23 protein-coding genes and 1 pseudogene are annotated in these 25,578 nt (G+C 60.9%); 14 read left to right on the forward strand and 10 right to left on the reverse strand.

Annotated elements, in window-relative coordinates:
* Window positions 1–4 precede the first annotated feature (4 nt).
* The gene (locus tag RNA01_RS07920; RefSeq protein ID WP_235916504.1) at window positions 5–781 is read right to left on the reverse strand and encodes a hypothetical protein; all 777 of its coding nucleotides are present in this window, start codon (window positions 779–781) and stop codon (window positions 5–7) included.
* Between the two features lie 195 nt (window positions 782–976).
* Window positions 977–2,125: an RHE_PE00001 family protein gene (locus RNA01_RS07925; protein ID WP_170253403.1), complete on the reverse strand. Its 1,149-nt coding sequence runs from the start codon at window positions 2,123–2,125 to the stop codon at window positions 977–979.
* 368 nt (window positions 2,126–2,493) lie between these two features.
* Between RNA01_RS07925 and RNA01_RS07930 the strand changes: the two genes are divergently transcribed.
* The 4 genes from RNA01_RS07930 (at window position 2,494) to RNA01_RS07945 (ending at window position 6,532) form a co-directional block, all read left to right on the forward strand.
* Entirely contained in the window at window positions 2,494–4,851 is a 2,358-nt protein-coding gene (locus tag RNA01_RS07930) for a hypothetical protein (protein WP_147179439.1), read from the forward strand.
* Between the two features lie 50 nt (window positions 4,852–4,901).
* Entirely contained in the window at window positions 4,902–5,261 is a 360-nt protein-coding gene (locus RNA01_RS07935) for a type II toxin-antitoxin system RelE/ParE family toxin (protein ID WP_147179440.1), read from the forward strand.
* Complete coding sequence (locus RNA01_RS07940) at window positions 5,251–5,574, forward strand: helix-turn-helix domain-containing protein (protein WP_147179441.1); 324 nt, start codon at window positions 5,251–5,253, stop codon at window positions 5,572–5,574. The genes RNA01_RS07935 and RNA01_RS07940 overlap by 11 nt, the downstream gene beginning before the upstream one ends.
* Window positions 5,575–5,761: 187 nt before the next feature.
* Window positions 5,762–6,532, forward strand: a complete 771-nt coding sequence (locus tag RNA01_RS07945; protein ID WP_235916506.1) for a protein NO VEIN domain-containing protein — start codon at window positions 5,762–5,764, stop codon at window positions 6,530–6,532.
* A 38-nt stretch (window positions 6,533–6,570) separates the two neighbouring features.
* Here RNA01_RS07945 and RNA01_RS07950 read toward each other — a convergent pair whose 3' ends face one another.
* The 3 genes from RNA01_RS07950 to RNA01_RS07960 all read right to left on the reverse strand — a co-directional run bounded on the left by RNA01_RS07950 (window position 6,571) and on the right by RNA01_RS07960 (window position 9,602).
* The gene (locus RNA01_RS07950; RefSeq protein ID WP_235916508.1) at window positions 6,571–7,692 is read right to left on the reverse strand and encodes a Fic family protein; all 1,122 of its coding nucleotides are present in this window, start codon (window positions 7,690–7,692) and stop codon (window positions 6,571–6,573) included.
* Window positions 7,693–7,956: 264 nt separating this feature from the next.
* A complete protein-coding gene (gene scpB, locus RNA01_RS07955) occupies window positions 7,957–8,646 on the reverse strand; it encodes an SMC-Scp complex subunit ScpB (protein WP_147179444.1) in 690 nt (229 codons plus the stop codon).
* Between the two features lie 2 nt (window positions 8,647–8,648).
* Window positions 8,649–9,602: a DUF1403 family protein gene (locus RNA01_RS07960; protein ID WP_147179445.1), complete on the reverse strand. Its 954-nt coding sequence runs from the start codon at window positions 9,600–9,602 to the stop codon at window positions 8,649–8,651.
* Between the two features lie 125 nt (window positions 9,603–9,727).
* Here RNA01_RS07960 and RNA01_RS07965 point away from each other — a divergent pair, with 125 nt between their 5' ends.
* Entirely contained in the window at window positions 9,728–10,840 is a 1,113-nt protein-coding gene (locus tag RNA01_RS07965; protein WP_147179446.1) for a tyrosine-type recombinase/integrase, read from the forward strand.
* 137 nt (window positions 10,841–10,977) lie between these two features.
* Here RNA01_RS07965 and RNA01_RS24035 read toward each other — a convergent pair.
* Window positions 10,978–11,269 (reverse strand): annotated as a pseudogene (locus RNA01_RS24035) (IS3 family transposase); the annotation flags it as partial.
* A gap of 301 nt (window positions 11,270–11,570) precedes the next feature.
* On the opposite strand from RNA01_RS24035, the gene RNA01_RS07970 reads away from it, so the two are divergent.
* From RNA01_RS07970 to RNA01_RS24425, 3 genes are all read left to right on the forward strand, one after another.
* Entirely contained in the window at window positions 11,571–11,819 is a 249-nt protein-coding gene (locus RNA01_RS07970) for a FitA-like ribbon-helix-helix domain-containing protein (protein ID WP_147179447.1), read from the forward strand.
* Window positions 11,816–12,247 carry a type II toxin-antitoxin system VapC family toxin gene (locus RNA01_RS07975; RefSeq protein ID WP_147179448.1) on the forward strand — a complete coding sequence of 144 codons (432 nt, stop codon included), beginning with the start codon at window positions 11,816–11,818 and terminating at the stop codon, window positions 12,245–12,247. The genes RNA01_RS07970 and RNA01_RS07975 overlap by 4 nt, the downstream gene beginning before the upstream one ends.
* A gap of 431 nt (window positions 12,248–12,678) precedes the next feature.
* Window positions 12,679–13,161 (forward strand): alpha/beta hydrolase, encoded by a 483-nt coding sequence (locus RNA01_RS24425; protein ID WP_147179449.1) that lies wholly within the window; start codon window positions 12,679–12,681, stop codon window positions 13,159–13,161.
* A 32-nt stretch (window positions 13,162–13,193) separates the two neighbouring features.
* Here RNA01_RS24425 and RNA01_RS07985 read toward each other — a convergent pair.
* Window positions 13,194–14,137 (reverse strand): IS630 family transposase gene (locus RNA01_RS07985; protein WP_235916510.1). Its coding sequence is split into 2 segments (ribosomal slippage): window positions 13,194–13,801 and window positions 13,801–14,137, totalling 945 coding nucleotides; the frame shifts between segments, so codons are not numbered across the junction.
* A 420-nt stretch (window positions 14,138–14,557) separates the two neighbouring features.
* On the opposite strand from RNA01_RS07985, the gene RNA01_RS07990 reads away from it, so the two are divergent.
* From RNA01_RS07990 to RNA01_RS08015, 6 genes are all read left to right on the forward strand, one after another.
* Window positions 14,558–14,809 carry a WGR domain-containing protein gene (locus tag RNA01_RS07990; protein WP_147179450.1) on the forward strand — a complete coding sequence of 84 codons (252 nt, stop codon included), beginning with the start codon at window positions 14,558–14,560 and terminating at the stop codon, window positions 14,807–14,809.
* A 1,380-nt stretch (window positions 14,810–16,189) separates the two neighbouring features.
* Entirely contained in the window at window positions 16,190–17,449 is a 1,260-nt protein-coding gene (gene repA / locus RNA01_RS07995; protein WP_371864057.1) for a plasmid partitioning protein RepA, read from the forward strand.
* A gap of 21 nt (window positions 17,450–17,470) precedes the next feature.
* Window positions 17,471–18,556, forward strand: a complete 1,086-nt coding sequence (repB, locus tag RNA01_RS08000; protein WP_147179452.1) for a plasmid partitioning protein RepB — start codon at window positions 17,471–17,473, stop codon at window positions 18,554–18,556.
* Between the two features lie 279 nt (window positions 18,557–18,835).
* Entirely contained in the window at window positions 18,836–20,050 is a 1,215-nt protein-coding gene (gene repC, locus RNA01_RS08005; RefSeq protein WP_147179453.1) for a plasmid replication protein RepC, read from the forward strand.
* A gap of 91 nt (window positions 20,051–20,141) precedes the next feature.
* On the forward strand, window positions 20,142–21,158 hold the full coding sequence (locus RNA01_RS08010) for an AraC family transcriptional regulator (RefSeq protein ID WP_147179454.1): 1,017 nt from the start codon (window positions 20,142–20,144) through the stop codon (window positions 21,156–21,158).
* A 256-nt stretch (window positions 21,159–21,414) separates the two neighbouring features.
* Window positions 21,415–22,452: a zinc-dependent alcohol dehydrogenase family protein gene (locus tag RNA01_RS08015; RefSeq protein ID WP_147179455.1), complete on the forward strand. Its 1,038-nt coding sequence runs from the start codon at window positions 21,415–21,417 to the stop codon at window positions 22,450–22,452.
* Window positions 22,453–22,524: 72 nt separating this feature from the next.
* On the opposite strand, the gene RNA01_RS08020 is transcribed toward RNA01_RS08015, so the two are convergent.
* The 3 genes from RNA01_RS08020 to dctP form a co-directional block, all read right to left on the reverse strand.
* A complete protein-coding gene (locus RNA01_RS08020) occupies window positions 22,525–23,841 on the reverse strand; it encodes a TRAP transporter large permease (protein WP_147179456.1) in 1,317 nt (438 codons plus the stop codon).
* Between the two features lie 81 nt (window positions 23,842–23,922).
* Window positions 23,923–24,441 carry a TRAP transporter small permease subunit gene (locus RNA01_RS08025; RefSeq protein WP_147179457.1) on the reverse strand — a complete coding sequence of 173 codons (519 nt, stop codon included), beginning with the start codon at window positions 24,439–24,441 and terminating at the stop codon, window positions 23,923–23,925.
* A gap of 7 nt (window positions 24,442–24,448) precedes the next feature.
* Window positions 24,449–25,537, reverse strand: a complete 1,089-nt coding sequence (gene dctP / locus RNA01_RS08030; protein WP_147179458.1) for a TRAP transporter substrate-binding protein DctP — start codon at window positions 25,535–25,537, stop codon at window positions 24,449–24,451.
* Window positions 25,538–25,578: the final 41 nt, after the last annotated feature.

A 25,578-nucleotide genomic window follows, 5' to 3' on the forward strand; every position in this document is an offset into this window, starting at 1 on the left:
TGCCTCACCCGTTTGTGCGCCGCCGGACAAACAATCCCTCAAGGTGGGCGACCATGTTTTCAAGGGCGCTACCCAGCTTATCAAGATCTACTTTACTTATTGTACGCTCTCGACCGTCGTGATCGCGACCGTAACGGTGGACGCAATCATGCCGTACAGGAACGAACTCCATAAGTACTTTTTTCGTCGCTTCATCGGGAAATATCGTAGAGCCGAGCGCACTTCGATAGTATTGATCGATCTTCACGAAGTTGTGGTACATCAGCTCGCGCAAGCGCGTGTGCACCCAGTCGCGAAAAGCATGTGCATTTGATGCAAGCTCAACGACACTAATCTTTTCGCCGGCCCATTCCTTGTTGCCGATAACGAGTGCTGCCAAGGATTTGGGATTGTCGAGCACCAGGCGGATCAGGCGGTCGCTAAGATACGCCTCGATCGCGGAAAAGTATTGGACCAGCAACATGCGGTTCAGCGCAGCAACCGATCCATGGCCTCCGCTCTCCACCTCGCCGGCAATAAAGTCGATGTCGTAGGTCGCAAACTTAAAGATCTGCCCAGGGTCATTTGGCAGGTTTTCGCGCTGATAGGCTTCAGTATCCCATTCGTCATCTGGACGCTGAGTGGGATCATCGATCACTTCAACCGGTGTGTTTTCATCCTGGAGTGCGTCTACCAAACCTGCGCCCGTATTTCTGATCCCAACGGAAAGCTGTCGATCACACTCGGAGCACTCAACGGCTTGTTCAACAAAACCCTGCGCGTCTGATTCGCGATCCGCCATGAGGTCGTAGGCCGGCACCTCCTCAAGGACTGTGTGAATAGTAGCCCCACATCCGGAGCACACGAATTTTACCGCTGGTAAAGTAGACGCCATGCCTCCCCTTTCGTTTTACTCAAGTGTCACCTATCGCGTCCGAAAGCTATTTGCGCCAGCTCGTTTTGGAAAGAACATACGGCTTCGAGACTCTCTGGCAGGTTAGAGTATCCCCCACGCCCGAAACCTCCCCCTCCCCGTCATCTCGCGAAGGCCCAGTTCCAAAACAATCCGCCGCGCCGCCTGCGGCGTGACGTCGAGCGTCTTCGCCACCATCCCGGCCGACACGAGCGGTTTCGCCATCACCAGCTCGACCAGCTCCGGCAGTTTTGAAGATGTCCGGCGTCCGTACAGTTTTCGGTCCATCATTGTCTTCGCCAGCGCCAGCCGGTCATGTTCCTTCATGCCGATCTCGGCGGCAGCCAGCAAACCGTGGGCGATGGCCAGCAATCGGGTTTCCCGATCACGATGCCGGCGCCGATCGACGGGAATGGTTTTGAGGCCGAGATTGACGGCGGCGAGATGGGCGCCTGATGTAATGCCGGCCTCTCGTAGGATCGATGCGGCAAACAGCCGGCCGAGCCATGGCGCATGCTGAAGGACGGCAAGCTCGTTCCAGGCGTCGAGGGCGATGATGGCTTGTAACGCCGCCGGCAGATGTTCGACCTGGCACAGCACGCCGCGCCATTCGTCGAGCCGCGAATCCTCGTCCCAGTCGAGATCATAGACGAGAGGGTCTCGTTCGCGAGTATCGGCCGAAGCCCGACCGGGCTTTCTTGCTTGTTCAATCGCCGCCTCCGACCGGGCCAGCACCGCGTCGATCGCGGCGTAATCGACACCCGGAAGGTTCTCGACGACCTCGACATCGTCCCCCTCCCCTTCCGGATTTTTTGCAGCGGCCGCGGTCCGCTTGACGCCGGCCGGCTCCATCGCCCCGGCGCCGATCGGATTAATGTCCCACGTCTGTCGCAAAATTCGGATACCCTCTGCGGACAAGGCCCAATCCGGCGACTGCGCAGCGATGCGCCGGCGGGTGCGTAATACGTCGCGGGCGATGGTGAGTTCGTGGGTCGGGGTGCGGATATCGCGGGTGGCGTCGTGGAGGACCAGGTCCTCGAGGTGGACGAGTTCACCGTCGATCCACAGCGAGGCACAGGCGTCTGTGAATTGGGATCGTTCGATCCAGCCCGGACCGACCGGCGAGCGGCCGACGCGCTCGTCGAGACGCGTGAGCGCGATGCCGGCGTCGAAAGCCGGCCGCATCAAGGCTGTCATGCTGATTTTCGAAACATCGTAAGCCATTGAAATTATGGTAAACGAAATCCTAAACGAACTCTATATGAATACTTGAGTTCGCCACATGGTATGATTACTAGTTGGCGCTCTAACCATCGATAAGTATCCCTTATCGGTGGTTAGAGTAATTTGTTTGATTTCAGTAACAAATTTACAAACTCTATAATATGATAGCAACTTTTGTATTTACCGATTTCAACTTTAGAACATTGTCGAGACAACAAAACTCAAACATTTCTTAACGTAGGCACGTGGGCCCCTGCGGATATCGGTGGCATGTCACCATTGTCGACATTCGCTTTGTCGAGTGCATCATTTGTTAAACAGCAATTTCTATCTCCGCTTCCCTTCGGCAGTGGTGCCGATTGCAACGGAATAAGAGCATGCCAAAACAAGATTTTTCATCACGTCATTTTCAAGAAAAAATCTCAAAATTCTGCGATATGCGCATAGCGCCGGTCGCGTCGAAACGGGCACTGGAAAACATCAAGCCCTATCTCACCAGCCTCATCATCTACCGCAAATCACCGCCCTTGCTAAACGGGCGTATCGACTGGACCGCGATCGTGGATGCCTGTGGGATTGGTGACGAATTGACCGCCGATTTGAAGAAGCAGTTCCGCATTGCGTTGGATGCGATCATCCGGTGGCTCGGAGCACCACCCGTGGCCGAAGACACGATCCTCTCAGGTCGGAGCACGCGATCGAACGTTCCTCACCAGCGCGGATCGATGATCAACTCGCCCTCCACCAGAAAGCCGCAGCGAAGAGGCAATGACGCTCTCAATGCCCAACCCAGATCAGCGCCGAGAGGGCCGAAGCCAAGACACATCCAGCCGTTACCGGACCCGTTGTTCGAAGCCAGCGAAGATCCCGCGGGATTTCAGGATGCGCTCGTGTATCACATGCGCCGGTTCGGCGAGAGCTACTGGCCCCTTTATCGCGCCGTCGTTCGGCTAGATGAGACGTTCGACCACAAGACGCTGCTCTCCTGGATCCAGGGCGATCGCGTGCCGCGATCGGTCGCAAGCTTCAAAATCCTCGCCCGCATCGAACAGCGATATCGATTGCCAGAGGGATATTTCAAGTCGAAGCTGCCACACCAGACCCGCTCTCTCCATGGTCACGATCTTGGTGATATTAGCCCAGCCGAGCGGCGCCGGATTTCACTGCACCTTCCCGACGATTTCAACAAGCTGCCATTTAGCAAACGAGAAGAAATCGTCGACTGGGTGCGCCGGGTCATTGTGTCGGGTTCGACCGACTATCGGCGCTACCAGGCGGCAGCCAGCAAACAGCGTTACGCCATTCGCTTTCCAGGCGTCACCTATGGCGGTGGGTCGCTATCGCCTCGATCGACCTCGCTATCAGCCAGCGCCAATCCAGATGCTACGGAGGCCGCCGAAGATCCCGACCTCCTGTCAGGAGTCGTTGACGCGCCGCCTCGGCTGTCAATGGAAATGGCTGATCTGATCCGGTTCAAAACCTCGACACTGACGGCGATCGGCTTCCAACGGAACGGGGTATGGGGCGAGGAGACCGCGTCGCAGAAAATCGAGCACCTCGGCCTGATGTTCGGGGCATTGGCAGCCTCCCCCGCCGGTCCTGTTAAAGGACGCGGTGTCCCGCTCAGCCAGTTGACCTTTGGTTTGCTTATCTTCCCCGGCGTCTGGGACTGGTACCTGCAATGGCGGGAGCAACGCCGTGGCTTCTATACCAGGTGGGAAGAGGACATGTTGATGATCGCTCAGGCAATGTCGCGCTCCGAGGTCGGCTGGATCCGTCAGCATCCCGAACTCTTGAAGAATGTCAGGCCGATCGAAGGATTGATCGCGCCGGAGGAAATAGAGTTCGCCTCCCAGGACTGGGATGGCGCCTGTGATGCGTTTCATCGGCACGCCGCCAACCGTTCCAAGGAGATCCAGCGGGTGATGCGCGTGCATCGCGATCCCTTCGAACCGATCATGGTGGTTCTGGAAGCGGACAGCCCACTGGCGGAGTATCGCAAGATCACTGACGAGATTTTGAAACGCATCCCGGACGAAGACCTCTATCCCCGAGCGGCCGCGGAAGCAGTACGCTCCTTCCTGTTACTTCGAATCGGCCTGCATCTGGGGCTTCGGCAGAAGAATCTGCGCCAGCTTCGCGTCTGCCCGCGCGGCCATTTCCCGACGTCCGAGCGCCGCCTTGAAGACATGAAATGCGGTGAGTTGCGATGGAGCGACCGCGAGAGCGGATGGGAAGTGCTCATCCCGTCGGTTGCATTCAAGAATTCCAGCTCGTCGTTTTTCGGACAAAAGCCGTTCCGGCTAATCCTGCCGGACCTGCTCGATCTCTACAAATATCTTGAAGCCTATATCGATCGTCATCGCGGCATGCTGCTCGGCCCGGCAAAAGATCCCGGCACGTTGTTCGTCAAGACCGTGAAGACAACCAGCCTGGACGCGGCATACGACTCTGCCAAGTTCTACGAAGCGTGGCGGACCGTGATCCAGCGCTATGGGATCTATAATCCCTATACCGGTCGTGGCGCCATCAAGGGCTTGCTGCCGCACGGCCCGCATAATCTTCGCGATATCCTGGCCACCCATATCCTCAAGCAGACAGGATCTTACGAGCAGGCAAGCTATGCGATCCAGGACACGCCGGACGTGGTGCAGCAGCACTACGGCCGGTTCCTGCCGCAGGACAAGGCCGCGCTTGCTGCCCGAATTCTGAATCAGGTATGGGAGGCGGCATAGCTCTCCCTTTCAAATCTTGATGGATGTAGCACTTAGTGCTATATAAACCGATGTCAGAACGAGTGTTCAAAACAGCGTGGTTTGCCAAGGCGGCGAAGAAGGCGCGCATCTCCGACAAGGCGTTGTCGAAGGCAATCGGTCAGGTTGCCCTTGGACAGGCCGACGATCTCGGGGGAGGCGTCTTCAAGAAGCGGCTCAACGACAACATGCATCGTTCAATAGTTCTGGCAAAGGCCGGAGAGTTCTGGGTATTCGCCTTTCTCTTCGCCAAGAAGGATCGGGCGAACATCGATGACGACGAGCTTCTGGCCTTCCGGAAGCTCGCCGACCTCTATCGTCAGAAGACGAAAGCCGACCTCGAGGCAGAAATCGAGATCGGCGCCCTGTTGGAGATAGACCATGGCGACTAAGCGCAAGTTCAAGAGCGACGCCTTCGAGGCGATCCACAGTGCGGTCGAAGGCATGCTTGCGGCCGGGACCATCGACAAGGAAACGATGAGGACCTTCGACGAGGACTGCCTTGTCATTCCACAGGAACTGACACCTGGCGAGATCAAGGCGCTGCGCGAGAACAATCATGTCAGCCAGCCGGTCTTTGCCCGCTATCTCAACACCAGCGAGTCGACAGTCCAGAAATGGGAAACTGGCGCCAAACGCCCGAGCGGACCGGCGCTGAAGCTCCTTTCGCTCGTGCAGAAGCACGGGCTGCAGATGCTTGCCTAGCGGGATCTCAACTTCGTGGGCAAAAGCCTACCTCTTGAGCCGGTTGTCTCGGACGTATGGCCCCAACACATTTGAGCTGCCGGGTATTCCTGATGACAAAGCACCCCGTCCAGCATAGCTTGCCGGGATGAACGCTGAAAATTGGTCCGATCAGGAAAACGACGCCATCGTCGCTGTCTACTTCAAAATGCTGAAGGATGATCTGGCCGGTCGCGCCTACAATAAGGCGATGAACAACAGGGCCCTGCAGCAGTCCCTTGGCCGATCCAAGGGCTCGATCGAGTTCAAGAACTGCAATATCTCGGCCGCGTTGGTCGGTTTCGGGTTACCGTATATCAACGGCTATCAACCTCGCTTCAATTTACAGATGGCGCTGGCGGAGGCCGTTTCACGATGGCTTGCGAAGAACCCGTCGTTTGAGGCGTCAAGTGCAACCGAGGTTGCCCAGGGTTTTGCTAATGCGCCGCCCCTGTTCTTTGGCGTGCCGCCGACAATGCAGAATGCTCCCCCTCCGGCCGAACTGTTACAGCTTGAGGCGATCGCTCGCAGATTTGACGTAGCGGGAAGGGATGAGAGAAACCGCTCGCTTGGAAAAGCCGGCGAAGAGCGTGTTTTCCATCATGAACGCGCGCATCTTCAAGCCTCAGGCCGAAGGGATCTGGCAGCGAAGGTCCGTTGGGTTTCTCAGGAAAACGGTGATGGCGCCGGTTATGATATTGCCAGTTTCGCGCCGAACGGATCGCCTCGCCTCATCGAAGTGAAGACGACGAACGGGTGGGAGCGCACGCCTTTCTACATCTCGAGAAACGAGCTGGAAGTCGCAAATGCCCGAAGGCATGAATGGAGCCTGGTGCGGCTGTTCGACTTCTCCCGCGAAGTGCGCGCTTTCGAGCTCCGTCCGCCTCTCGAAGCCCATGTCTCGCTAATGGCAACGCAATATCAAGCGGCCTTCAACTGAATGCTGCTTGATATTGCGTTGCCGATAAACCGCTGGCACTAGCGAACCGCAGGGTAAAGCCGCGGAAGCCAGCGCTCTATGATGTCTATAGGGAAGCCGAGACGGACCTTTCCCTTTGCGCTGGCCGATGTAAGGACGCCACAGTTCAGCAAGCTGGATAGCACCGTTCGTGCCTGTCGCTCCTGGTATCCCGTCAGCGCCTGGACTTGCGACCGCGAAAACTCCCCGCTGAGGACGGCCTCGCGCAACAATGGCCAGCTTCCTTTCGGAAGCCGTTGCATTTGGACTTCCTCGCTGCACCAGATTTCGATGCGGTTCAGCAACTCCTCTGGTTTGAGGAGTTCCTCCATGAACGCAACCTGGTCAAGGCAACACGACAAGAAGAAGGCGGTAAACTCGCTGAGACCCGCTTGCGTGAGGTTGCCCCGTCCATCGAGATCACCGCGCCTGGGCTGATCGGCTTGGGACAGCAAGCGTTTGTAGTCTGATTCATTTCTGGCAAGGCCCCGCGAGACTGACCAAAGTTCCGAGCCGATCCCGAGGTCTCGCAAAAGGGCATGCGAGAACAGTCGCGAGACACGTCCGTTGCCGTCAAAGAACGGGTGGATCCATGTCAGCCGGTGATGAGACGCGCCAACGCTGATGATCTTTTGCAGCTTGGAAAGCATTTTGAGGGAATAGCCCTCGACGAACCGCTTAAGGAGCGGCTCGATCATGTCAGGCTCCGGGGCTATATGCTCACCCACCTTGACATGGCGCGTTCTGAGCCTGCCGGGGACCATTTTGATTTCCTCGCCCGTGTCTGGGTTGCGGACAATCAAAAGATCGTCAGGCAACCGTCGGCAGAACTCCCCGTGTAGCCAACAAATACCCTCAAGCGACAGAACCGGAAACGGCATTTCGCCGCTGTCGATGAGCTGCTGGACCTCAATATGGGCGCGAGCCTCAAGCTGTAGATTGCGTTTCTCCGGTTCCTGCGCAAAATCGCCCGCCATTGCCCGATCGATATCGATCGGGAGCGTGTTATGGCCTTCGATGAGATTTGAGTAGTAGCAGTTCATTGAGCGCACCAGATCGCCGACCGAAGCCCGCATGATGGGATGCAGGCGTGCTGCGAAGCGACTGGCCGCGGAGGTCAGTTCTATCGCGAGATCTTCCAAGTCCCGGTTGCTTTCGGGTAGTAGGGGTTCCATGCTCGCCAAGCTGACCATATTTTGCCGATCTTTATGCCGTTAAATTCTTCTTTCTGAACATAATGATAGTTAGAAGATGAAACAATCATTTTGCCGGTTTTAGTGCCGGTCTCGGTCGCCGACAGATTTCTGAGTTAACAACCAGGCCTTTCGCACCACATGCATCGCCTGGAGCGCCGTGATTGCCAGTCTCGCGAAGCGTGGCTCTGTCGACGTGACATCGCCTCAAACTCACTCATCCTCAAGGGGCTCTGGGTCTTGTTCCCTGACGGAATCGTCTTCAATGCGCCGGCTGAGCAACCCCGCATCCTCCAATGCTTCGATGTCGGGTAGGGCGCGCAACGTTTCCATGCCGAAAGCGGAGAGGAAATGTTTCGTCGTGACATAGGTGTAGGGAGCGCCGGCTGTCGGGCTGCGCGGTCCAGAGGCGATGAAGCCTGCTCCGCGGAGCGAACCGATCGTATCGCGGCTGACCTCCTTGCCAAACATTTTCGACAATTCGGCACGCGTGACCGGCTGGAAATATCCGACCGCCATCAGCACCATCGCCTCGAACTCCGACAGTGCCGCCGCCCCTCCCCGCGTCGGCGCCGCCGAGGCACGGATGGCTTCGCCAAAACGCGAACGCGTTCGATGCTGCCAGCCGCCGGCGACGGACACCAGCTCGTAGGGCCGGGAACTTAATTCCTCGCGCAGATCATCAATCAACAGATCGATGCTGCAGTCCTTTCCCACAACCCGCGCCAGCGTCTCTCGTGTCACCGGCTCGCTCGACGCAAAGATCACCGCCTCGATGCGCATCATCCATTCCCGCCAGCGCAGCTCCGGCGGCAAATCTTCCAGCTCCCGGTCGAAGAGAATTTCATCCTCCGACCTCCGGCTGCGGCCCCGATCCGTTCTGGCTGTGCTTGATCCAGCCATTGTCACAACCCGTAAATCCGGAAGGAGGGGCGGCCCGACAGTTCGCGGACGGCGCCGAAGCCTTCCAATCGTTCGAACAGTCTCGTCGCGGCCCAGCGGGAGAGATGGCTACCGGGCGCCGTCGCCGGCACAGCATCCTCTTCGAACAGCCTGCGTATCACGGCGTCGCCCCCCTTCGTTCGAACCTTCGGCGCCACGGCCAGAAGCGTGTCCCCACGCCGGGCAATCTCGTTCGCCGAGCGCAAGGCCGCTCCCGTCCCTTCGACCAGCGCCAGGCAGACCGCGCGCGGAAAGCCAGACTCCCCGGGACGCACGCGTCCCCTGCCGCCAAGCGTCCGGAAGGCAGGACCGTAACGCTCGGCCATCAGCAGCGGCACGGGCCGGTCCCATTTCAGCAAGGTGGCGATCAGCATGTCGGCGAGCGGCCAGGCGAGTGGTTCGGCATCCGGACGGACGGCAAGGATCGCGGTCACAAGGTCCGCCACGGCGAAGGGTGCCGCCCGTCCGGACTGGACTATAGAGTCGACCAGATCGGGGATGGAGGCAAGGCCGTCGTCCCAGGCCAATCCCAAAAGGTCGACCAACTCGGCGACCGCCTTCGAGGAAAAACCGGGTTTCCGACCCGCGATCCATTTGTAGGCCAAAAAAACGCGCCCGGCCGGCCCCGGATCGTCACCAGCCGTGGTCAGCAGAACCGCATCGCGAAGCGCCGCTTCATCCTCATTGCGGCCTATCAGACGGATAGCCGTCGCGGCGCATTTCAGCGCTTGGCGCTCTCGCCAACATCCGGCCCAGACGGGTTCGCCACGAACAAGATCATCTAGTGATTTCAGCGCGATACCAGCGTAGAAGCCAGTGTCCGCCTCAGTTATATCGCGGCGGCGCGGAAGCGCCCAAGCCGGCAACAAGGCCGGTGGTGCGGTCGTAGGAGCAGAGTTAACAGCAAGCGAATCCATGGCTGCAAAGCTACATCAGGAGAGCAGTTTATGCTAGTTATGTCGGCCAAAACCGCACAGCTTGTCTTTCTTATATAATGACCGATAATCTTGCATTATCGTTCATTATGCTCTTTATGTTGAAAATGACCAAAATCATCGAGCAGAACCCCGAAAACCGCGTTCAGGAGAACTCAGCGCCGCCTCTCGGCACGGGGGAGAATGGTGCGGTTTCGCCGGCGGAGCTGTCGGTGCCGACCGCCCCTCCCCCGCTGGCCCATCTGCAGGATCTGACCGAGCGCGCCCGCGCTTACGTCGAGGCGGCTTCCTCCGCCAATACCCGCCGGGCCTACGCCAGCGACTGGAAACATTTTGCGGCCTGGTGCCGGCGGCAAGGTCTGGCACTGGTGCCACCCGCTCCCCAGACCGTCGGGCTCTACATTACCGCCTGCGCGTCGGGGACAGCCGAGAAGGGCATGCGGGCGAATTCAGTCTCGACCATCGCGCGTCGCCTATCATCGCTGTCGTGGAACTACGCCCAGCGCGGCCTCGCCCTGGATCGCAAGGACCGCCATATAGCCACCGTTCTGGCCGGCATCCGCAATCGTCACGCCGCCCCGCCCCGTCAGAAGGAAGCGGTGATGCCGGAGGATCTGATCGCCATGCTGGAGACGCTCGATCGCGGCTCGTTGCGCGGGCTTCGCGACCGGGCCATGCTGCTGATCGGCTTTGCCGGGGGGCTACGCCGCTCGGAAATCACCGGGCTCGATCTTGGCCGGGACCAGAGTGAGGACGGACGCGGCTGGATCGAAATCCTCGACAAGGGAGTGCTGTTGACCCTGCGCGGCAAGACCGGTTGGCGCGAGGTGGAGATCGGACGCGGTTCGTCCGATGCCACCTGTCCGATTGCCGCCGTCGAAACCTGGATCAAGTTCGCCAAACTCGCCAAAGGCCCCCTCTTTCGCCGCGTCACGGGCCAAGGCAAGGCGGTCGGCGCCGACCGCCTCAACGACCAGGAGGTGGCGCGGCTGGTCAAGAAGGCGGCTCTTGCCGCCGGTGTGCGCGGCGATCTGCCGGAGGGCGAGCGGGCAATGAGGTTCGCCGGCCACTCGCTGCGTGCCGGCCTCGCCTCCTCGGCCGAAGTCGATGAGCGCTATGTCCAGAAGCAACTCGGTCACAGCACGGCGGAAATGACCCGGCGGTATCAGCGACGTCGAGACCGGTTCAGGGTCAATCTCACCAAGGCCGCCGGGCTTTGAGAGCCTCCATGCGACAGCAGCCGTTGGCGAAGACTGCGAGGTCGAGATTTCAGCTTACCACTGCGACAGAGGCTCACAAACATGGCTCGGTTGTCTGAACAGTGTGCGGTGTTGCGCCAAGCAGATTTCCGCCTTGCTTATGCCGCCGCCATCATTGGTGTCAGCGCGTTGAAGCAAGCCTGATCCGGCGCCTGCCGGTCGGGCGGAAGAATGTGGGCATCGGGTGTTGCAAACTCTCATTTAGCAGCCAACTTGAACGTGCTTTGGTAAACGTGGAGATAGACCCTCTCATATTTGATCGGCCGTCAGAGCCGCTCGGAGAAGATATTGTCCCGCCACGCGCTCTTGCCCGTCCAGCGAGATCTCGATTTCGGCTTTCTTCGATACGGCAGTGAAGTCGATGGAGGGGAACCGGTGATCATCGTCCGACTATTCATATCGAAGACGCCCGACTTGACATATTGGGCTGCGGTCCCTCGAACTCCTCATCAGCGTCGTGACATCAAGCCGCTCGGATGGCGGCAAGTACCAGTTTCGCCTCGAAAGCCAGTTTGCGGTTGTGGTTGCGGCGCAGTCGGCTCCTCATGGTCGCCCCTGTTTCCAGCATCCGAGCCAAAGTCGGTCAGGGACTCCGCTTATCTCACAACCCGATCTGTCATCACTGAAACGCGCGCCTTGATCGCGCTGGTATCAACGCTTATATTGCAATCATTGATGACAGGAGGCTCAGATGGCCAGCGTTACCATTCGCAATCTTGATGACGGACTGAAGCAGCGGTTGAGGGTGCGCGCGGCGACCCGTGGGCACTCCATGGAGGAAGAGGCACGCGACATCCTGCGCGTTGCGCTTTCGGCCGAGAGCCGGAATGGAAGCGATCTGGCCGAGACGATCCGGCGGCGTGTCGCCGCGCTCGGAGGCGTCGAACTCGAGATCGCTCCGCGCGAGCCGATCCGCGAAGCGCCGGCCTTCGGCGAATGATCGTCCTCGACACCAATGTCCTGTCCGAGCTTCTGGCGCCGGCCCCTGCCCCGGCGGTCGTTGCCTGGCTTGCGGCGCAGCCTGCGGCTTCCGTTTTCACCACGGCCGTGACCGAGGCGGAGATTCTCTATGGGCTTGCGCTCCTTCCTGAAGGTCGCAGGCGCCGGGCTCTCGAGGCCGCCGTCAAGCCGATCTTCACCGAGGACCTCGCCGGACGGGTTCTCGCCTTCGACCGTGACGCGGCCGAAAGCTATGCGGCCATCGCCGCCCACCGTCGGGCCATCGGTCGACCGATCAGTCAGTTCGATGCGCAGATCGCCGCGATCGCCGTCTCGCGTGGCGCCTCGGTCGCCACCCGCAATGTCGCGGATTTCGCCGAGACTGGCGCCGTCATCATCAATCCATGGGATCACCGTACCTTCGACTAAAGCCCCGCTCAACCAGTGACCCTGAGCCGTGGATAAGAACGTCGGCGCGGTCAAGGAGCCAAGGCTCGGGGCGTCTGCGGATCGGTGAGATCTTCGTTGCTGCGCGGGATGGAAGGGGCGGACCGGATCCCGTGCGACCGAACGGGGAACTTGCTGGCAAAGGGAAGGCTGCTTGGCAGACAGCCGCGCGACACGACGAGAGTCGAGGCGGCCGTCAAACGCATCGAAGCCAGAACCTCTCCTGCCGAAGCGGCAGAAAAAGCTCGAGCTTGGTCGTTCAATGATCTATCGGGCAATGTGGCGGCTGGGGATTCTGCGGCCCGGTTTGGAAGGCGATAAATGATCATTTTGTGTCTCCACGGCAATGGCGGATCGGAACACGATTGGGGCGATTTTCCCGAAGAGGTCGCACCTAACGCGGACGTGATGCGATGGAGAGGGAGCATCCCGTCGGGGGGCGGGTTCACTTTTTTTCGAAAGGGCCCCAGGGCAAGCTGATCGATGCCGAAATATTGGCTCGGTGCGACGAATTGCACGTCCGTCTGGTTAAGCAGTTGCCCGCTCGGCGCCAGGTCGTTCTCATGGGGTATTCCAGCGGTGCAACGATGGCCGCCGCCCTGGCTTTCCGTCACCCGCAAGTCGCTCGGGCCGCGATGCTTCTCCGCCCGCAACCACCTTTCTCGCAAACGGTCGCCCGAGATCTGTCTGGCTTGCCTGTGCTTATCATTGCGGGAAGCGAGGATCCCCGCCGGACGCCCGAGGACGCGCCGAGACTGGCAAGCCAATTCACCGCAGTAGGCGCCGCCGTCGAATTCCACCTGCTTCGGACCGGCCATGGTTGGGAACAATCGGGACTGGATCGCACAATCACAAAGGACTGGTTGGGGCGTTCGATCTCCCAGCCGGAACTGTGAAAACACCTACCGTTGTCTAGAGCACGTCCACTTTACTCGGGGTCATATCCGCAGGATTTGAAGTAGTTGGCGCATTCTTGGGGCTCGAAGAGGGCGACGATCTGGCCGACCGCATTCCATAATCCGTCGACCGTTCGCTCGGCTTTGGCGCGCAAGACAGCCTTGAGCTTCGCAAAGGCCTTCTCGATCGGATTGAAATCCGGACTGTAGGGATGAAGGTAGAGCAACCGGCATTTCGCGCCTTCGATTGCGTGACGCACTCCCTCCGCCTTGTGTGCGGGCAAGTTGTCCATGATGACGATGTCGCCCGGCGCCAAGGTTGGAATGAGGACCTGTTCGACATAGGCCTGGAATGCGACCCCGTTCATCGCACCGTCGAGGACCATGGGCGCGGTCATACCGGATAGCCTGAGTGCTCCGGTAAACGTCGTCGTCTTCCAGTGCCCGTGTGGGACCGGAGAGCGGCATCGCATTCCGCAAGGAGCCCGTCCGCGAAGCCGAGACATCTTCGTGCTCAGGCCGGTTTCATCGATGAAGACAAGGCGCGCCGGATCGAGGTCAAGCTGGCCGTCGAACCAGTCCTGGCGACGCTTCAGGAGGTCTGGGCGCTCCTGCTCCAGTGCATGTGCGGTCTTTTTTTGAATGTCCAGCCGCGCTTGCGGAGCCAGACGTCAAGCGCGCTGCGGCCGATGAAAACGGCTCTCTCTTCACGCAATCGCAGAACCATCTCGTTGAGCGTGATGTCCTTTTCCTCTTCGATCATGCCGATGATGAAGTCCTCGTGGACATCCAGCCGTGAACCACCTCGCCGACCCTGTTTCGCAGGCGTCAACCGACCAGCGCGCGCACTCGCAATCCAGGCGATGGCTGTTGAAATCCCAATCCCAAATCGGGCCGCCGCTGAACGCGCCGACATGCCACCCCGTGACGCAGCCAGCACGCGGCTACGCAGATCATCGCTGAAAGCTCGGGTCATATTGCCTCCGACCAAATCACCGGTTAGAGCGATGGAATCAGAATTCGGCAGCCAGGGAAATCCTCAACACGATTCCGCGTTCAACGGACGCGCTCTAGCGGGAAGCCGGCGCTACATCCTTCGTCGCGGCACGGGATGGGCCGTGTTGACAGCTGTCAACAGCGGCTGGATTGCCCTCACCTCACCTCACCTCACCTCACCTCACCTCACCTCACCTCACCTCACCTCACCTCACCTGCCGGACTTCGTAACGAGACATCGGCACGGCTGGTCGTGACAGGCGCAAAGGAAGTGGTGTCACGGGACGAGCGCGGCGTCGCTTCCTGGAGTTCTGTTTCATCACCATCTTGAATCGGTTCGGCCCGACCGATTCCGATTAGTCGTTGGACCGTCGCGCGCCGCCTTGCCATTCTCCCTGTCATGATGTCCAGCCAATCACCACTCGTTCTCACCCGCACCGATACCACCCGCAACATGGCGCGCTTCTATGTCCTGTCAGTCGAGCCGGCGCTCTTTGCCGGAGCGGCGCTCCTGCGCCAATGGGGGCGGATCGGCACGCGCGGTCGCACACGAGTCGAGCTTTTTGCCTGCGAGGCGGAGGCGTGGCAGGCGCTGTCCCGCCTCGCCGCGGCCAAGACTCGCCGGGGCTATCGGCCGGTCGCCTCTGGTTGACAGCTGTCAACACCTTCTCTGGTGGCGCTCTCGGACCTGGCAAAGGGACGTGCAGGCGCAATGGCAGGGTCCGGCAGGGATCTCGTCTGGGAACAGCTCGGTGTCGAGGCGGTCGCCGAAAAATGTCTCAGCCTCGAAGATCGCGCGCACAGCGCGGGCAGGCCCCGTGCGTGTCATCCTGGCAGATGTCGCTGGCCCTCCTCCATGTCCCGATAATCTCCAATGACGCGCCTGCCCGCGTCAGGCGCTCATCAAAGAAGGAAGGCCGCAGTGACAAGAGTCTGTCGGCCTCACGCGGGCGAACCATCCTGCCCGGGCACCGGTGCGGAGCCGGTCCGCTACCATTGAGGCACGGTCCTGGACACGAGATCCGGTCGCGGACACAGCCACCCGTCCGGCGTTCTTCTTGGGATGTCATCTACGCGAGCGGCGGGGCGCCGGCGGACCGGAGGGTTACGTCGCGACAAATCCGCAGGAGAGCGTCGCTTTGATATTCACAAGACTGAAATGGGTCTAGCGCCGGGGCGCTTCCAAGTTGCGCGCCAGGTCGGCAGTCGAGCGAAGGGTGTTCGATTTAGCGATCGGGGAAAGCGCAATAGCCATTGCCGTTTCGATGGTCTGCCCGCGCCGCAAAACGCCTTTGCGCCCGACATCGAGGTTCCTGCTGGGCGGCGGCTCGCGCGCCGTCGCAGCGGTGCGCCGTTGTTTGAGGCCTTCGGGTGCACACGATCCTCCCAATTTGGCGAAACGGCTTCGACCGGGGAGAGGTCGAGATTGGTGTACCGATTCTATGCCAAACCAGGCGCTTCAGCATCGGCGCGTAATGCACCCGGCGATCCGAATAGGAAGGCAAATCTTCGCGATAGCCATCGATCAGAAACCGCGACCCCGTGGACCCAGGCCATAGGCCGTCGTCGCTGTTGACAGCTGTCAACACGGCCCGGGCGGTCTGATTGAGCACGAGCGCAGGACGGACCGAAAGGTAGGGAATGACGAGGCAGCGGAGCGGGGGGACGGAATACTGGGAAGAACTTTACCGAAAGCGCTTGTGTTTCAACCGAACTGGCTCGCATTTCCCCGCTTCGCCAAGTGCGGTTAGGCTGTTTCGCAGGGCAAAGCCGCTTGCGGGAGAGCGAGTGGTGGGCGCGAAATGCGTTAACCTGTTCTTAACCAAAAAGCCTCTTGACGCGACTCGGAGGCTCCCTCACCCTGTAACGGAAAGAGGCGGATATTTTCGTATTATGCGTAAGCGAGAACCGGGTCTGTAAGTGACGGCCAGCAGCGTATAAGATCCGCCAAGAGAATCGCAGGCCGGGCGCACGACGCGTCCTTGATGCGGGCGCCAAAGACAGCGCCGAGGATCACTGGAGAGTAAAGACGATGGCGTCCATGACGCAAGACAATCTGGCGCAGAAGAACACGGCATCGACCCCGCCGGCGGCGGATCTGGCGATCGCCGCCGATGCCCGCGCGCTCTCCGAGCAGCTGAAGGCCATGCGCGAGCGGCTCTTTCCGCCCGCGTCGATGAAGACGCTGCGTGCTTTCTCCTCTGGCGAGGCGGCCAAGCTGATCGGCGTCTCCGATGGCTATCTGCGCCAGCTGTCGCTGGCAGGGGAGGGGCCCCAGCCCGAAACCGGCGCCGGCGGCCGACGCTTCTATTCGCTGTCCGACATTAATGCGTTGCGTGAGTATCTCGCCGAGCAGGCGCTCGCCAAAGGCAATGCCGCCAAGGCGCGCGCCTATCTGCCGCGCCGCGACGCCGCTGCGGGTGAACATGTGCAGGTCATCTCGGTGACCAATTTCAAGGGCGGATCCGGCAAGACGACGTCCGCCGTGCATCTGGCGCAATATCTGGCGCTGACCGGCCACCGTGTTCTGGCCGTCGACCTCGACCCGCAGGCCTCGCTCTCGGCGCTGTTCGGGTACCAGCCGGAACTCGACCTCACCGGCAATGACACGCTCTATGGCGCGATCCGCTATGACGAGGACCAGCGCCCGCTGTCGGAAATCATCCGCAAGACCTATTTCCCCGGTCTTGATCTGGTGCCCGGCAATATCGAGCTCCAGGAATTCGAGCATGTGACGCCGCAGGCGCTCGCCCGCCGGCAAAGCGGGCAGGATGCCGGCCCGTTGTTCTTCGCCCGCATCCAGGCGGCACTTTCGACCGTTGAGGACGATTATGACGTCGTGGTGATCGACTGCCCGCCGCAGCTTGGTTACCTGACGCTTTCGGCGCTCTGCGCCTCGACCTCGGTCATCGTCACCGTGCATCCACAGATGCTCGACGTCGCCTCGATGAACCAGTTCCTGTTCATGACCTCGGATCTCTTGTCGGTGGTGCGCGAGGCGGGCGGCACGCTGAACTTCGATTTTCTGCGCTATCTCGTCACCCGCTTCGAGCCGAACGACGGGCCGCAGGCGCAGATCGTCGGCTTCATGCGTTCGCTGTTCGGCGACCGGGTGCTGACCGCGCCCATGCTGAAATCGACGGCGGTCTCTGACGCGGGCCTGACCAAGCAGACGCTTTACGAAGTGGGGCGCGAGAATTTCACCCGGGCGACCTATGACCGGGCCGTGGAAGCGATGAACGCCGTCAATGGCGAGATCGCGGCACTGATCCATGAGGCCTGGAGGCGCTAGGACTAGGGAAGGACGATTGCCATGGCGGTAAGCCGGAAGAACGAATTGAAGGCATTGTTCGGTGGCGGGCTTGCGCCGGCCGCGCCCTCTGGCGTTCGCGCGCCGGAGGTCAAGTCCATGCCACCGCAGGCGGGCCAGCCGGACGAGGCGGGTCATGCCGGGGCAGGGCAGGGGGAGCCCGCCCCGCGCAGCGCCTCCAGCGCCGTCAAGGCGATGGGACTGTCGCTCAATGCGATCACCCGCGAGGCGGAGGAGGCCCGCGCGCTTCGTCAGGCGCTGCTCGAGGGCGAGCGCGTGGTCTCCGTCGATCCGGCCCGCATCGAGGCCTCTTTCGTCGAGGACCGGCTGACGATCGACGGCGCCGACGATGCCGATTTCGCCAGCCTGGTTGAGAGTGTGCGGGAAAGCGGTCAGCAGGTGCCGGTGCTGCTTCGCCCGCATCCAGAGCGGGAAGGGGTCTTCCAGACCGCCTACGGGCATCGCCGTGTGAAAGCGGCCATTCGTCTCGGGCGCGAGGTCAAGGCGATCGTACGGCCGTTGTCCGACGCCGAGCTGGTGTTGGCGCAGGGTAAGGAAAACGCCGAGCGACGCAATCTGTCCTTTATCGAACGCGGCCTGTTTGCCCAAAACCTCGCCGCCCGCGGCTTTGACCGCAAGGTCATCGGCGATGCGCTCGCCGTGCAGAAGAGCGAACTGTCGCGGCTGTTGCAGGTGGTGGAGGGCGTGCCGGAGCGTTTCATCCGCGCGATCGGCCCGGCGCCGAAGGCCGGACGTGATCGCTGGATGAAGCTCGGCGAAATTCTTAAGAGCGAGGCCAAACAGGTAATTGCGGTCGATGTGATCTATTCGGAAGCCTTCAAGGCGGTCGATAGCGATACGCGGTTCCAGATGCTGTTTTCCCGGCTTGACCGGCGGGCAAAGCCGGAAGTGCCAGCAGCCGAGGAACTGAAAGACGGCAAGGGCCGTGTTTTCGCCTGGCTTCGGCGCGACGGCAAGGCGCCACGCATCGAGTTTGCCACCGGCACCGATGCCGCCTTCGTCGATGAGGCTGCGGGGCTCCTGGCGCTCCGTTACGATGAATTCCTGCGCAAGCGTGAGGAGAATTGACGGCCTCTGGCCGCGCCAACCTCAAGGCAAGCGCAGAGACGGCCGCGAAAGCGGCGAGACGACTGGACTGAACCTCGAAAGGAAACCACGAGAGCAAGAAAAAAGGCCCCCAAAACGTCACCGTCCTGGAAGCCCTCTTCAATCTAAGCAGTTCTAGAGAATCACTTCCGACGGCCAAAGTCAAGACTCGGGCGGGTTGCACCGCCTTCGGGATTGATTTCTTATGGCTGTATGCGTGCCGTATCCGGGCCGGACTTGCCTCCGGAAGGAGACGGAAAGATGGAGAGACTGGCAACGACGCCTTTTGGCGGCGCGCCTGTTCGCGCGCGTGATTTCGCCCTTCGTGCCGAGATGGCGCGGCGTCAGGAGAGACTTGGACGGGGCGAGGGCGGAAACGAGACCGGCCGGGCGGAGAAATGGCGGCTGATTCGTGCGCTGACCGAGGCGCGCGAGGCTTATAGCCTGTCGGATCGTTCGATCGCCGTGCTCGAGGCGCTGACCAGCTTTCACCAGGAACGTGAGCTCGACGGGCGCAGCCCCATCATCGTCTTTCCCTCCAATGCGGAGCTGTCGATCCGCGCGCGCGGCATGTCTCCGGCGACCCTTCGACGCCATCTGGCGGCATTGGTCGAGGCGGGGCTGATTTTTCGCCGTGACAGCGCGAACGGCAAGCGCTTCTGCCGTCGCGACGACCATGGTCAGGTCGAGACGGCCTTTGGTTTCGATCTGGCGCCGCTGGCGCTGCGTTCTGCCGAGATCTTTGCAAGAGCCGACGCCGCCCGCGAGGAGGCACGCCGGATCGCTGTCCTGCGGGCCGAGATCACGCTGCACCTGCGCGACATTTCCAAGATCATCGAGGCGGGACTTTCCGAGCAGCGTGCCGGTGACTGGCTTTCGCTTGCCGAGCGCCTCGCCGATTTGTCCGGGCGCGTGCAGCGCAACGGCGCCTTTGCCGACCTGGAACGCCGCCGTGACGGACTGATGCGGTTGCGGACCGAGGTGGAGAACAGCTACCTCAATTCGCTGACTGAGGAAGAAATGAGCGCCAATGAGTCCGATAATGAGCGCCATATTCAGAATTCAAACACAGACCCATCTTTTGATATAGACGGCCAAAGAATTAATACAGGTGCGGCGGCGACCGACAACGAGAATATGAGGAAAGCACCGGAGCGCAAATCCGTGGGCATCGGGCTCAAGGAGTTCCTCAGCATCTGCCCACAGATCGCCGATTACGCCAAAGGTGGAGTGAAAACCTGGCGCGATGTCGCGATCGCCGCCGAAATCGTCCGCACCATGCTAGGCATCAGCCCGAGCGCCTGGGAAGCGGCGCGCGGCGCCATGGGCGAGACCGCAGCGGCGATCACCATCGCGGCCATCCTCGAACGGGCCGAGGCGATCCGCTCGCCGGGCGGTTATCTCCGCGACCTGACCCGTAAGGCCGAACAGGGTAGGTTCTCCGTCCTGCCTATGTTGAAAGCATTGCGGCCATGACGGGGAGGGGAGGCGCACGCTGTCGAACTGCTTGTTGCAATATCCATACTTCCGGGCACAATGCTTGAGGGATTTGGAGGAGGAGACAAGAGTGCTGGAACATGCGCTGCTTTATGACGCGCAAGGCCAACCGCTCCTGAGCGGAAGACTGAATGCTTCGCGCGAGTGGGCAGAGGTCAACGCATTCTGCAATCGGGTCTATATGCCCCTTGCCGCGCGGCCGCTTGTCGAGGGCGCAGATCCGAATGCCACGCTGCGGACATTGTCGATCGGTAGAATAATTCTGAGCCGCTTCTGTTTCGGCGTGCCAACGAAGGCCGATGAGTTCGATTCCTCCTCGGGCAACATCATCGTCGTGAACACCATGCGGGGAAGTGTGCGCCACCCGCTTTCCGATGGCGCCAGTGTCGATACGCGACCCGGAGACAGTTATGTCGTCGATTGCAGCCGAACGGATTACTGGAACGTTGCGGATGGACACGATCTCCAGTTCAACCTGACCATACCCCACAAGCTGATGGAGGAAACAGCCCAGCGATGGTATGGCTTCGTGCCTGAGGACGATCTCTGGAAAAGGCGGTTGGTTTTCGGCTGCGGGCATTCCGCCTGGCTGTCCCTTCTGGATTATGCGACACGATCCGTCGACGCCCAGAGCGACGGTATCGCCAGTCCGCTGATGGAAAAGCGGATGGAGGAAACCCTCTGTCTGGAATTGTTGCGCGGCTGGGCTGAATGTTCCGGACTCAACTTGGAAACTGGTGCGCGAAGTGCCGCACCGCGATACGTGCGTGAGGCGGAACAGCTGATGAAGGAACAGGCGCATAAGGCACCGACGGTCACCGACATCGCCTCGCAACTCGGGATATCCGCGCGCAGTCTTTCCGAAGGGTTCCGCCGGTTCCGCGGCATTACACCTCACGACTACCTGACCGCGCAACGGCTGGACGGTTTGCGAAGGGCGCTGGAAGAGGCCCTTCCCGGTGAGACGGTTTCCTCGATCGCGGCGGAACGGGGTTATGTGAACCTGACCGCGATGACTGCCGGCTACCGTCGGCGCTTCGGCGAGAGCCCTTTCCAGACGTTGCGCAATCGTCCGGCGCGTCTGTGACGCCGATACGTCGGAACTCGACCGAATTTGTCTAAACCCGCTCCATTCTGGAGGAGAAAAACCCAGCGCAGTGTGGTTTGCTTCCTGTTTGGATCAGTGTTTTCCGGTTTGGATCAGCGTTCGGCCTGCGCTGGTTCCATCCGTTCCTCTAAGGTCGGCCCGGGTGTCATCTCGCACTCCGCTACCCGGACAGGAGGCCGGTTTGTGTAATCTTTGCAACATCATGCTGAAAGGCATGCCCCCCATGGAGGATCTTATGAAAGCACTTGTCTACAAGGGACCGGGCCAAAAGGACTGGGTCGAAAAGCCGAAGCCGGTTGTCCTGGAACCGACCGACGTGATCGTGAAGATCTCGAAAACGACGATCTGCGGCAGCGACCTGCACATTCTGAAGGGCGACGTGCCGACCGTGGCCGAGGGACGGACGCTCGGCCATGAAGGCGTCGGGATCGTCGACGACGTCGGCAGTGCGGTCCGCAATTTCAAGAAGGGCGATGCCGTCCTGATTTCCTGCATCACCTCCTGCGGCTCCTGCCCGAACTGCAAGCGGCAGCTTTATTCCCATTGCGACGACGGCGGCTGGCAGCTTGGCCACACGATCGACGGCACGCAGGCCGAATACGTCCGCATTCGCCACGGCGACAACTCGCTTTATCCGATCCCGGCGGGCGCGGATGAGGAGGCCCTGGTCATGCTCTCCGATATTCTGCCAACGGGTCTTGAAATCGGTGTGCAGGCAGGCGGGGTCAAGCCCGGTGACGCGATCGCCATCGTCGGTGCGGGACCGGTGGGCATGTCGGCGCTGCTGACGGCGCAGTTCTACTCGCCCGGCAAGATTATCATGATCGACATGGACCCGGCGCGCCTGGCGCTCGCCCGGCAGTTCGGCGCCACCGACACGCTTCAAGTCGGCGCTGACGATGTCGTGGCCGGCGTCATGGCGATGACGAACGGTCAGGGCGTCGATGTGGCGATCGAGGCGGTAGGCGTGCCTGCGACCTTCGACACTTGCCAGAAGATCGTCTCGGCCGGCGGCAAGATCGCCAATGTCGGCGTGCACGGCAAGCCGGTGGAACTGCACATTGAGGATCTCTGGATCAAGAACATCAACATCTCGATGGGGCTTGTGAACACGAACACCACGCCGATGCTGCTGAAGACGGTTCAGGCCGGCAAGTTCGACCCGAGCAAGCTGATCACCCATCGCTTCACGCTCGACCAGATCCTCGAGGCCTACGAGGTGTTCGGCAATGCCGCACGTGAAAAGGCGATGAAGGTCATTCTCGCCGCCTGAGGATTGAAAAGCGTCGTATGCAAAGGCCACCGGGTTCCGACCGCGAACCCGGTGGCCTTTATTTGTCTCGGTTCAGCGACCCATCATGGTTTCCGGCAACCAGGTGACGATCGCCGGGAAGAGGAAAATCAGCGCGATCGTGAACATTTCCATGACCACGAACCATAGAGCGCCGCGGAAAACGTCGGAGAGGGAGGTGTCGCGATCAATGCCGGCGATAACGAAGCAATTCAGCCCGATCGGCGGGGTGATCAGCCCTATCTCGCACATTTTCACACACAGAATGCCGAACCAGATCGGATCGAAGCCCAGGCCGGTCACGGTCGGGAAGACGATCGGCAGAGTGATGACCATCATCGAGAAGGCATCGAGAAACATGCCGAGCGGTATGTAGAGCAACAACAGGACGCCGACGACGAGATATGGCGGCACGCCACTTTCGACGATGGCTTCGGCCACCATCTGCGGAATTTGCACGAGGGTCAGGAAGTAACTGAAGATACCGGCCCCGATCATGGTGAATAGGATCATCACCGTGGTCGTTGCGGTCGAGCGGAAGCTCTCGAGCAGGTGGGCACCCAGTTGGGCCCTGCCGGACCGTGACAAGAGCAACATCAGGAACGCCGCCAGCGCGCCGATGGCCGCCGCTTCTGTCGGCGTCACCAATCCGAGATAAATGCCGCCAAGAACGAGAAGAAACAGCACCAGCACCTGCCACGCCTGGCCGGTGGCCCGCATGCGTTCTCCCCAGCCGGCACGCGGGCTGCGGGCCGCCTTGTTCATGGTGGAGGACCCGAGAATGGCGACGCCTCCCATGAAGACGAGGGTGGTGAGAATACCCGGTATGAAACCGGCGATCAGCATCTTGCCGGCGGAGACCTCGGTCAGAGCGGCGTAGAAGATCAGCAGCACCGAAGGCGGAATGAGAACGCCAAGCACGCCGCCGGCGGCGACCGATCCCGCAGCGAGGCGCGAATCGTAGCCGGCCTTCTTCATCTCCGGAATGGCGACCGCGCCGACGGTGGCGGCGGTGGCGACGGACGAGCCGGAGGTGGCGGCAAAGCCCGCCGAGGTGAGGATGCCTGCCATGGCGAGGCCGCCCGGCAGATGGCCGACCCATTTGTTGGCCACATGAAACAGTCGCTTGCCGATCTGTGCGTGATGGGCGAAGGCCCCCATGAGGATGAACAGGGGAATGACCGTCAGTGAATAATTGGCGGCGGAGGCGAAGGAAAAGGACTTCAGCCGGTTCAGCAGAAAGGTCAGGCTTTCCACCATGACGATACCGAAGGCACCAGACAGTGCCAGAGCAGCAAAAACCGGTGTACCGAGCGCCATGAGAGCGAAGATGAGGCCGACGGCCAGTAGGGTGATGACGTAGGTGTCCATGGAGTTTCCTGAAACGCTGTCGATCCGCGTGGCTTGCAGCCAGATAAAGGGAACCGGGGCCGTAACCCCGGTTCAGACGGTTCAGTGAAGGGCGTTGCCGGTTCGCGACGGTTCGGGCGGACAGCCGGTCGCCGTCAGTACCGCGCGAAGCAGGGCCTGTAGCGCGGCAAACCAGAGGCCGGCGGCGACCGCGATCTTCGCCCACCAGATCGGCATCTGGAACGCGCCCCAGCGAAATTCGCGGATCGCGAAGGAATAGGCCGCTTCCGCGCTCGCCGGCCAGGCCAGCATTGCGAAAGCGAGCGCGGTCAGCGCGAAGGCGAGTGCCGTCGACAGCCTTGCGGCCTTGGGCGGCAGCTGGTCGGTCACCATCGTCACCCGGATATGGGCGTCATCGAGAAGCGTGACGCCCAGTCCCATGAAGACGACCAGCACCATGGACATTTCCGACATTTCGAAAAGTCCCGGCACGGAGCGTCCCGCAACCGCCCGTGCGACGACGTCCACCGAGATCCCCACCATCATGAAGGCGAGGAAGGCAAGCGCCACCCAGCCCGTGACGACGGCGATGCGCGTGAGGAAGCGGTTCACAACCAGCATGACCGCCTCACAGCGCCGCCGCGATTTCACCCGGACGTTTCAGCCTGCCGGAAGGCGCGTGCCTGGCGATCGAAGCCTCGACCAGCTCCTGCATGGCGACGCCATCGACGCCGTTCGGCTTCGCCACTTTCTCGATCCACTGGTCGACCTCAGCCGGCTGGACGCGTGCGCGGGCCTTCGCCTTCTCCGCATCGGAAAGGGACGTGAACTTCACGCCTTCGGAAAGCGCCTTTTTCACGTAGTCGGTCAGTACCGTCTCGTAGATCTCGGTGAATTTGCCGGCGTAAAGCTCGTCGGCGAGATCAGTGCAGATCTTCTTGCTGGGGTCGGAAAGACCTTCCCACACTCCCCGGTTCATGACCGTTACGGCCGGCGCGTGCGCACCGTCGCCGATGTCGTAGAAATTCGGCGCGATCTCGTGCAGCTTGTAGGCCACCGCCGTGACGAAGTCGAAACCGTAGACACCGTCCAGGACGCCGCGCTCAAGCGCCTGATAAACCTCGCCGGCCGCCATCGGGACGGCGATGCCGCCGAGCCGTTCGATGACGTCGGTCGCGACGCCGTAGCCACGGATCTTCTTGCCCTTGAGGTCCTCGATGGAATTGATCGGTTCCCGCAGCACCAGCGGCGCATAATTCCAGTTGGTCCAGTAGAGCACTTTGGAACGATGCCGCTGTTCCCATTCCTGCCGCAAAGGCTCGAACTGTTCGTAGACGTCGCGGCAGACGAGTTGCAGGGTATCGGCGCGATCGACGCGGTAATACCATTCCAGCCCACGCGTAACCGGCACTTCGGCCTGATAGTAACCGGGCGAAATCAGGGTGATTTCGGACGTGCCGTCACGCACCGCGCTCAGGTGCTCACCGACCTTGTTGAGGCTGCCGGCCCAGTAACGCTTGATCGAGACCTCGCCATTGGTGCGCTTCTCCAGCTCATCGAGGAACCAGCGGTCGATCCACGAGGGTCCGGCGTTTTCCGTGACATAGCTGTCGAACTTCATCGACGTTTTGGCGCGGGCGCCGAGTGGCAGGCCGCCAGCCATGAAACCGGCCCCGGCCAGCAGGCCGGTATTCTTCAGAAAATCGCGTCTTTTCATAGATTATCCTCCCTTGTTGTCGCCGGGCTCCTCCGGCCCGG

Source organism: Paenirhizobium naphthalenivorans (assembly GCF_007992095.1).
Lineage (GTDB): Bacteria > Pseudomonadota > Alphaproteobacteria > Rhizobiales > Rhizobiaceae > Allorhizobium > Allorhizobium naphthalenivorans.

What these genes read in the sequence shown, in the direction of transcription:
- RNA01_RS07920 (WP_235916504.1), bottom strand. Translation starts at nt 781, where the DNA reads ATGGCGGATCGCGAATCAGACGCGCAGGGTTTTGTTGAACAAGCCGTT.
- RNA01_RS07930 (WP_147179439.1), top strand. Translation starts at nt 2,494, where the DNA reads ATGCCAAAACAAGATTTTTCATCACGTCATTTTCAAGAAAAAATCTCA.
- RNA01_RS07935 (WP_147179440.1), top strand. Translation starts at nt 4,902, where the DNA reads ATGTCAGAACGAGTGTTCAAAACAGCGTGGTTTGCCAAGGCGGCGAAG.
- RNA01_RS07940 (WP_147179441.1), top strand. Translation starts at nt 5,251, where the DNA reads ATGGCGACTAAGCGCAAGTTCAAGAGCGACGCCTTCGAGGCGATCCAC.
- RNA01_RS07945 (WP_235916506.1), top strand. Translation starts at nt 5,762, where the DNA reads ATGCTGAAGGATGATCTGGCCGGTCGCGCCTACAATAAGGCGATGAAC.
- scpB (WP_147179444.1), bottom strand. Translation starts at nt 8,646, where the DNA reads ATGGCTGGATCAAGCACAGCCAGAACGGATCGGGGCCGCAGCCGGAGG.
- RNA01_RS07960 (WP_147179445.1), bottom strand. Translation starts at nt 9,602, where the DNA reads ATGGATTCGCTTGCTGTTAACTCTGCTCCTACGACCGCACCACCGGCC.
- RNA01_RS07965 (WP_147179446.1), top strand. Translation starts at nt 9,728, where the DNA reads ATGACCAAAATCATCGAGCAGAACCCCGAAAACCGCGTTCAGGAGAAC.
- RNA01_RS07970 (WP_147179447.1), top strand. Translation starts at nt 11,571, where the DNA reads ATGGCCAGCGTTACCATTCGCAATCTTGATGACGGACTGAAGCAGCGG.
- RNA01_RS07975 (WP_147179448.1), top strand. Translation starts at nt 11,816, where the DNA reads ATGATCGTCCTCGACACCAATGTCCTGTCCGAGCTTCTGGCGCCGGCC.
- RNA01_RS24425 (WP_147179449.1), top strand. Translation starts at nt 12,679, where the DNA reads ATGGAGAGGGAGCATCCCGTCGGGGGGCGGGTTCACTTTTTTTCGAAA.
- RNA01_RS07990 (WP_147179450.1), top strand. Translation starts at nt 14,558, where the DNA reads ATGATGTCCAGCCAATCACCACTCGTTCTCACCCGCACCGATACCACC.
- repA (WP_371864057.1), top strand. Translation starts at nt 16,190, where the DNA reads ATGGCGTCCATGACGCAAGACAATCTGGCGCAGAAGAACACGGCATCG.
- repB (WP_147179452.1), top strand. Translation starts at nt 17,471, where the DNA reads ATGGCGGTAAGCCGGAAGAACGAATTGAAGGCATTGTTCGGTGGCGGG.
- repC (WP_147179453.1), top strand. Translation starts at nt 18,836, where the DNA reads ATGGAGAGACTGGCAACGACGCCTTTTGGCGGCGCGCCTGTTCGCGCG.
- RNA01_RS08015 (WP_147179455.1), top strand. Translation starts at nt 21,415, where the DNA reads ATGAAAGCACTTGTCTACAAGGGACCGGGCCAAAAGGACTGGGTCGAA.
- RNA01_RS08020 (WP_147179456.1), bottom strand. Translation starts at nt 23,841, where the DNA reads ATGGACACCTACGTCATCACCCTACTGGCCGTCGGCCTCATCTTCGCT.
- RNA01_RS08025 (WP_147179457.1), bottom strand. Translation starts at nt 24,441, where the DNA reads ATGCTGGTTGTGAACCGCTTCCTCACGCGCATCGCCGTCGTCACGGGC.
- dctP (WP_147179458.1), bottom strand. Translation starts at nt 25,537, where the DNA reads ATGAAAAGACGCGATTTTCTGAAGAATACCGGCCTGCTGGCCGGGGCC.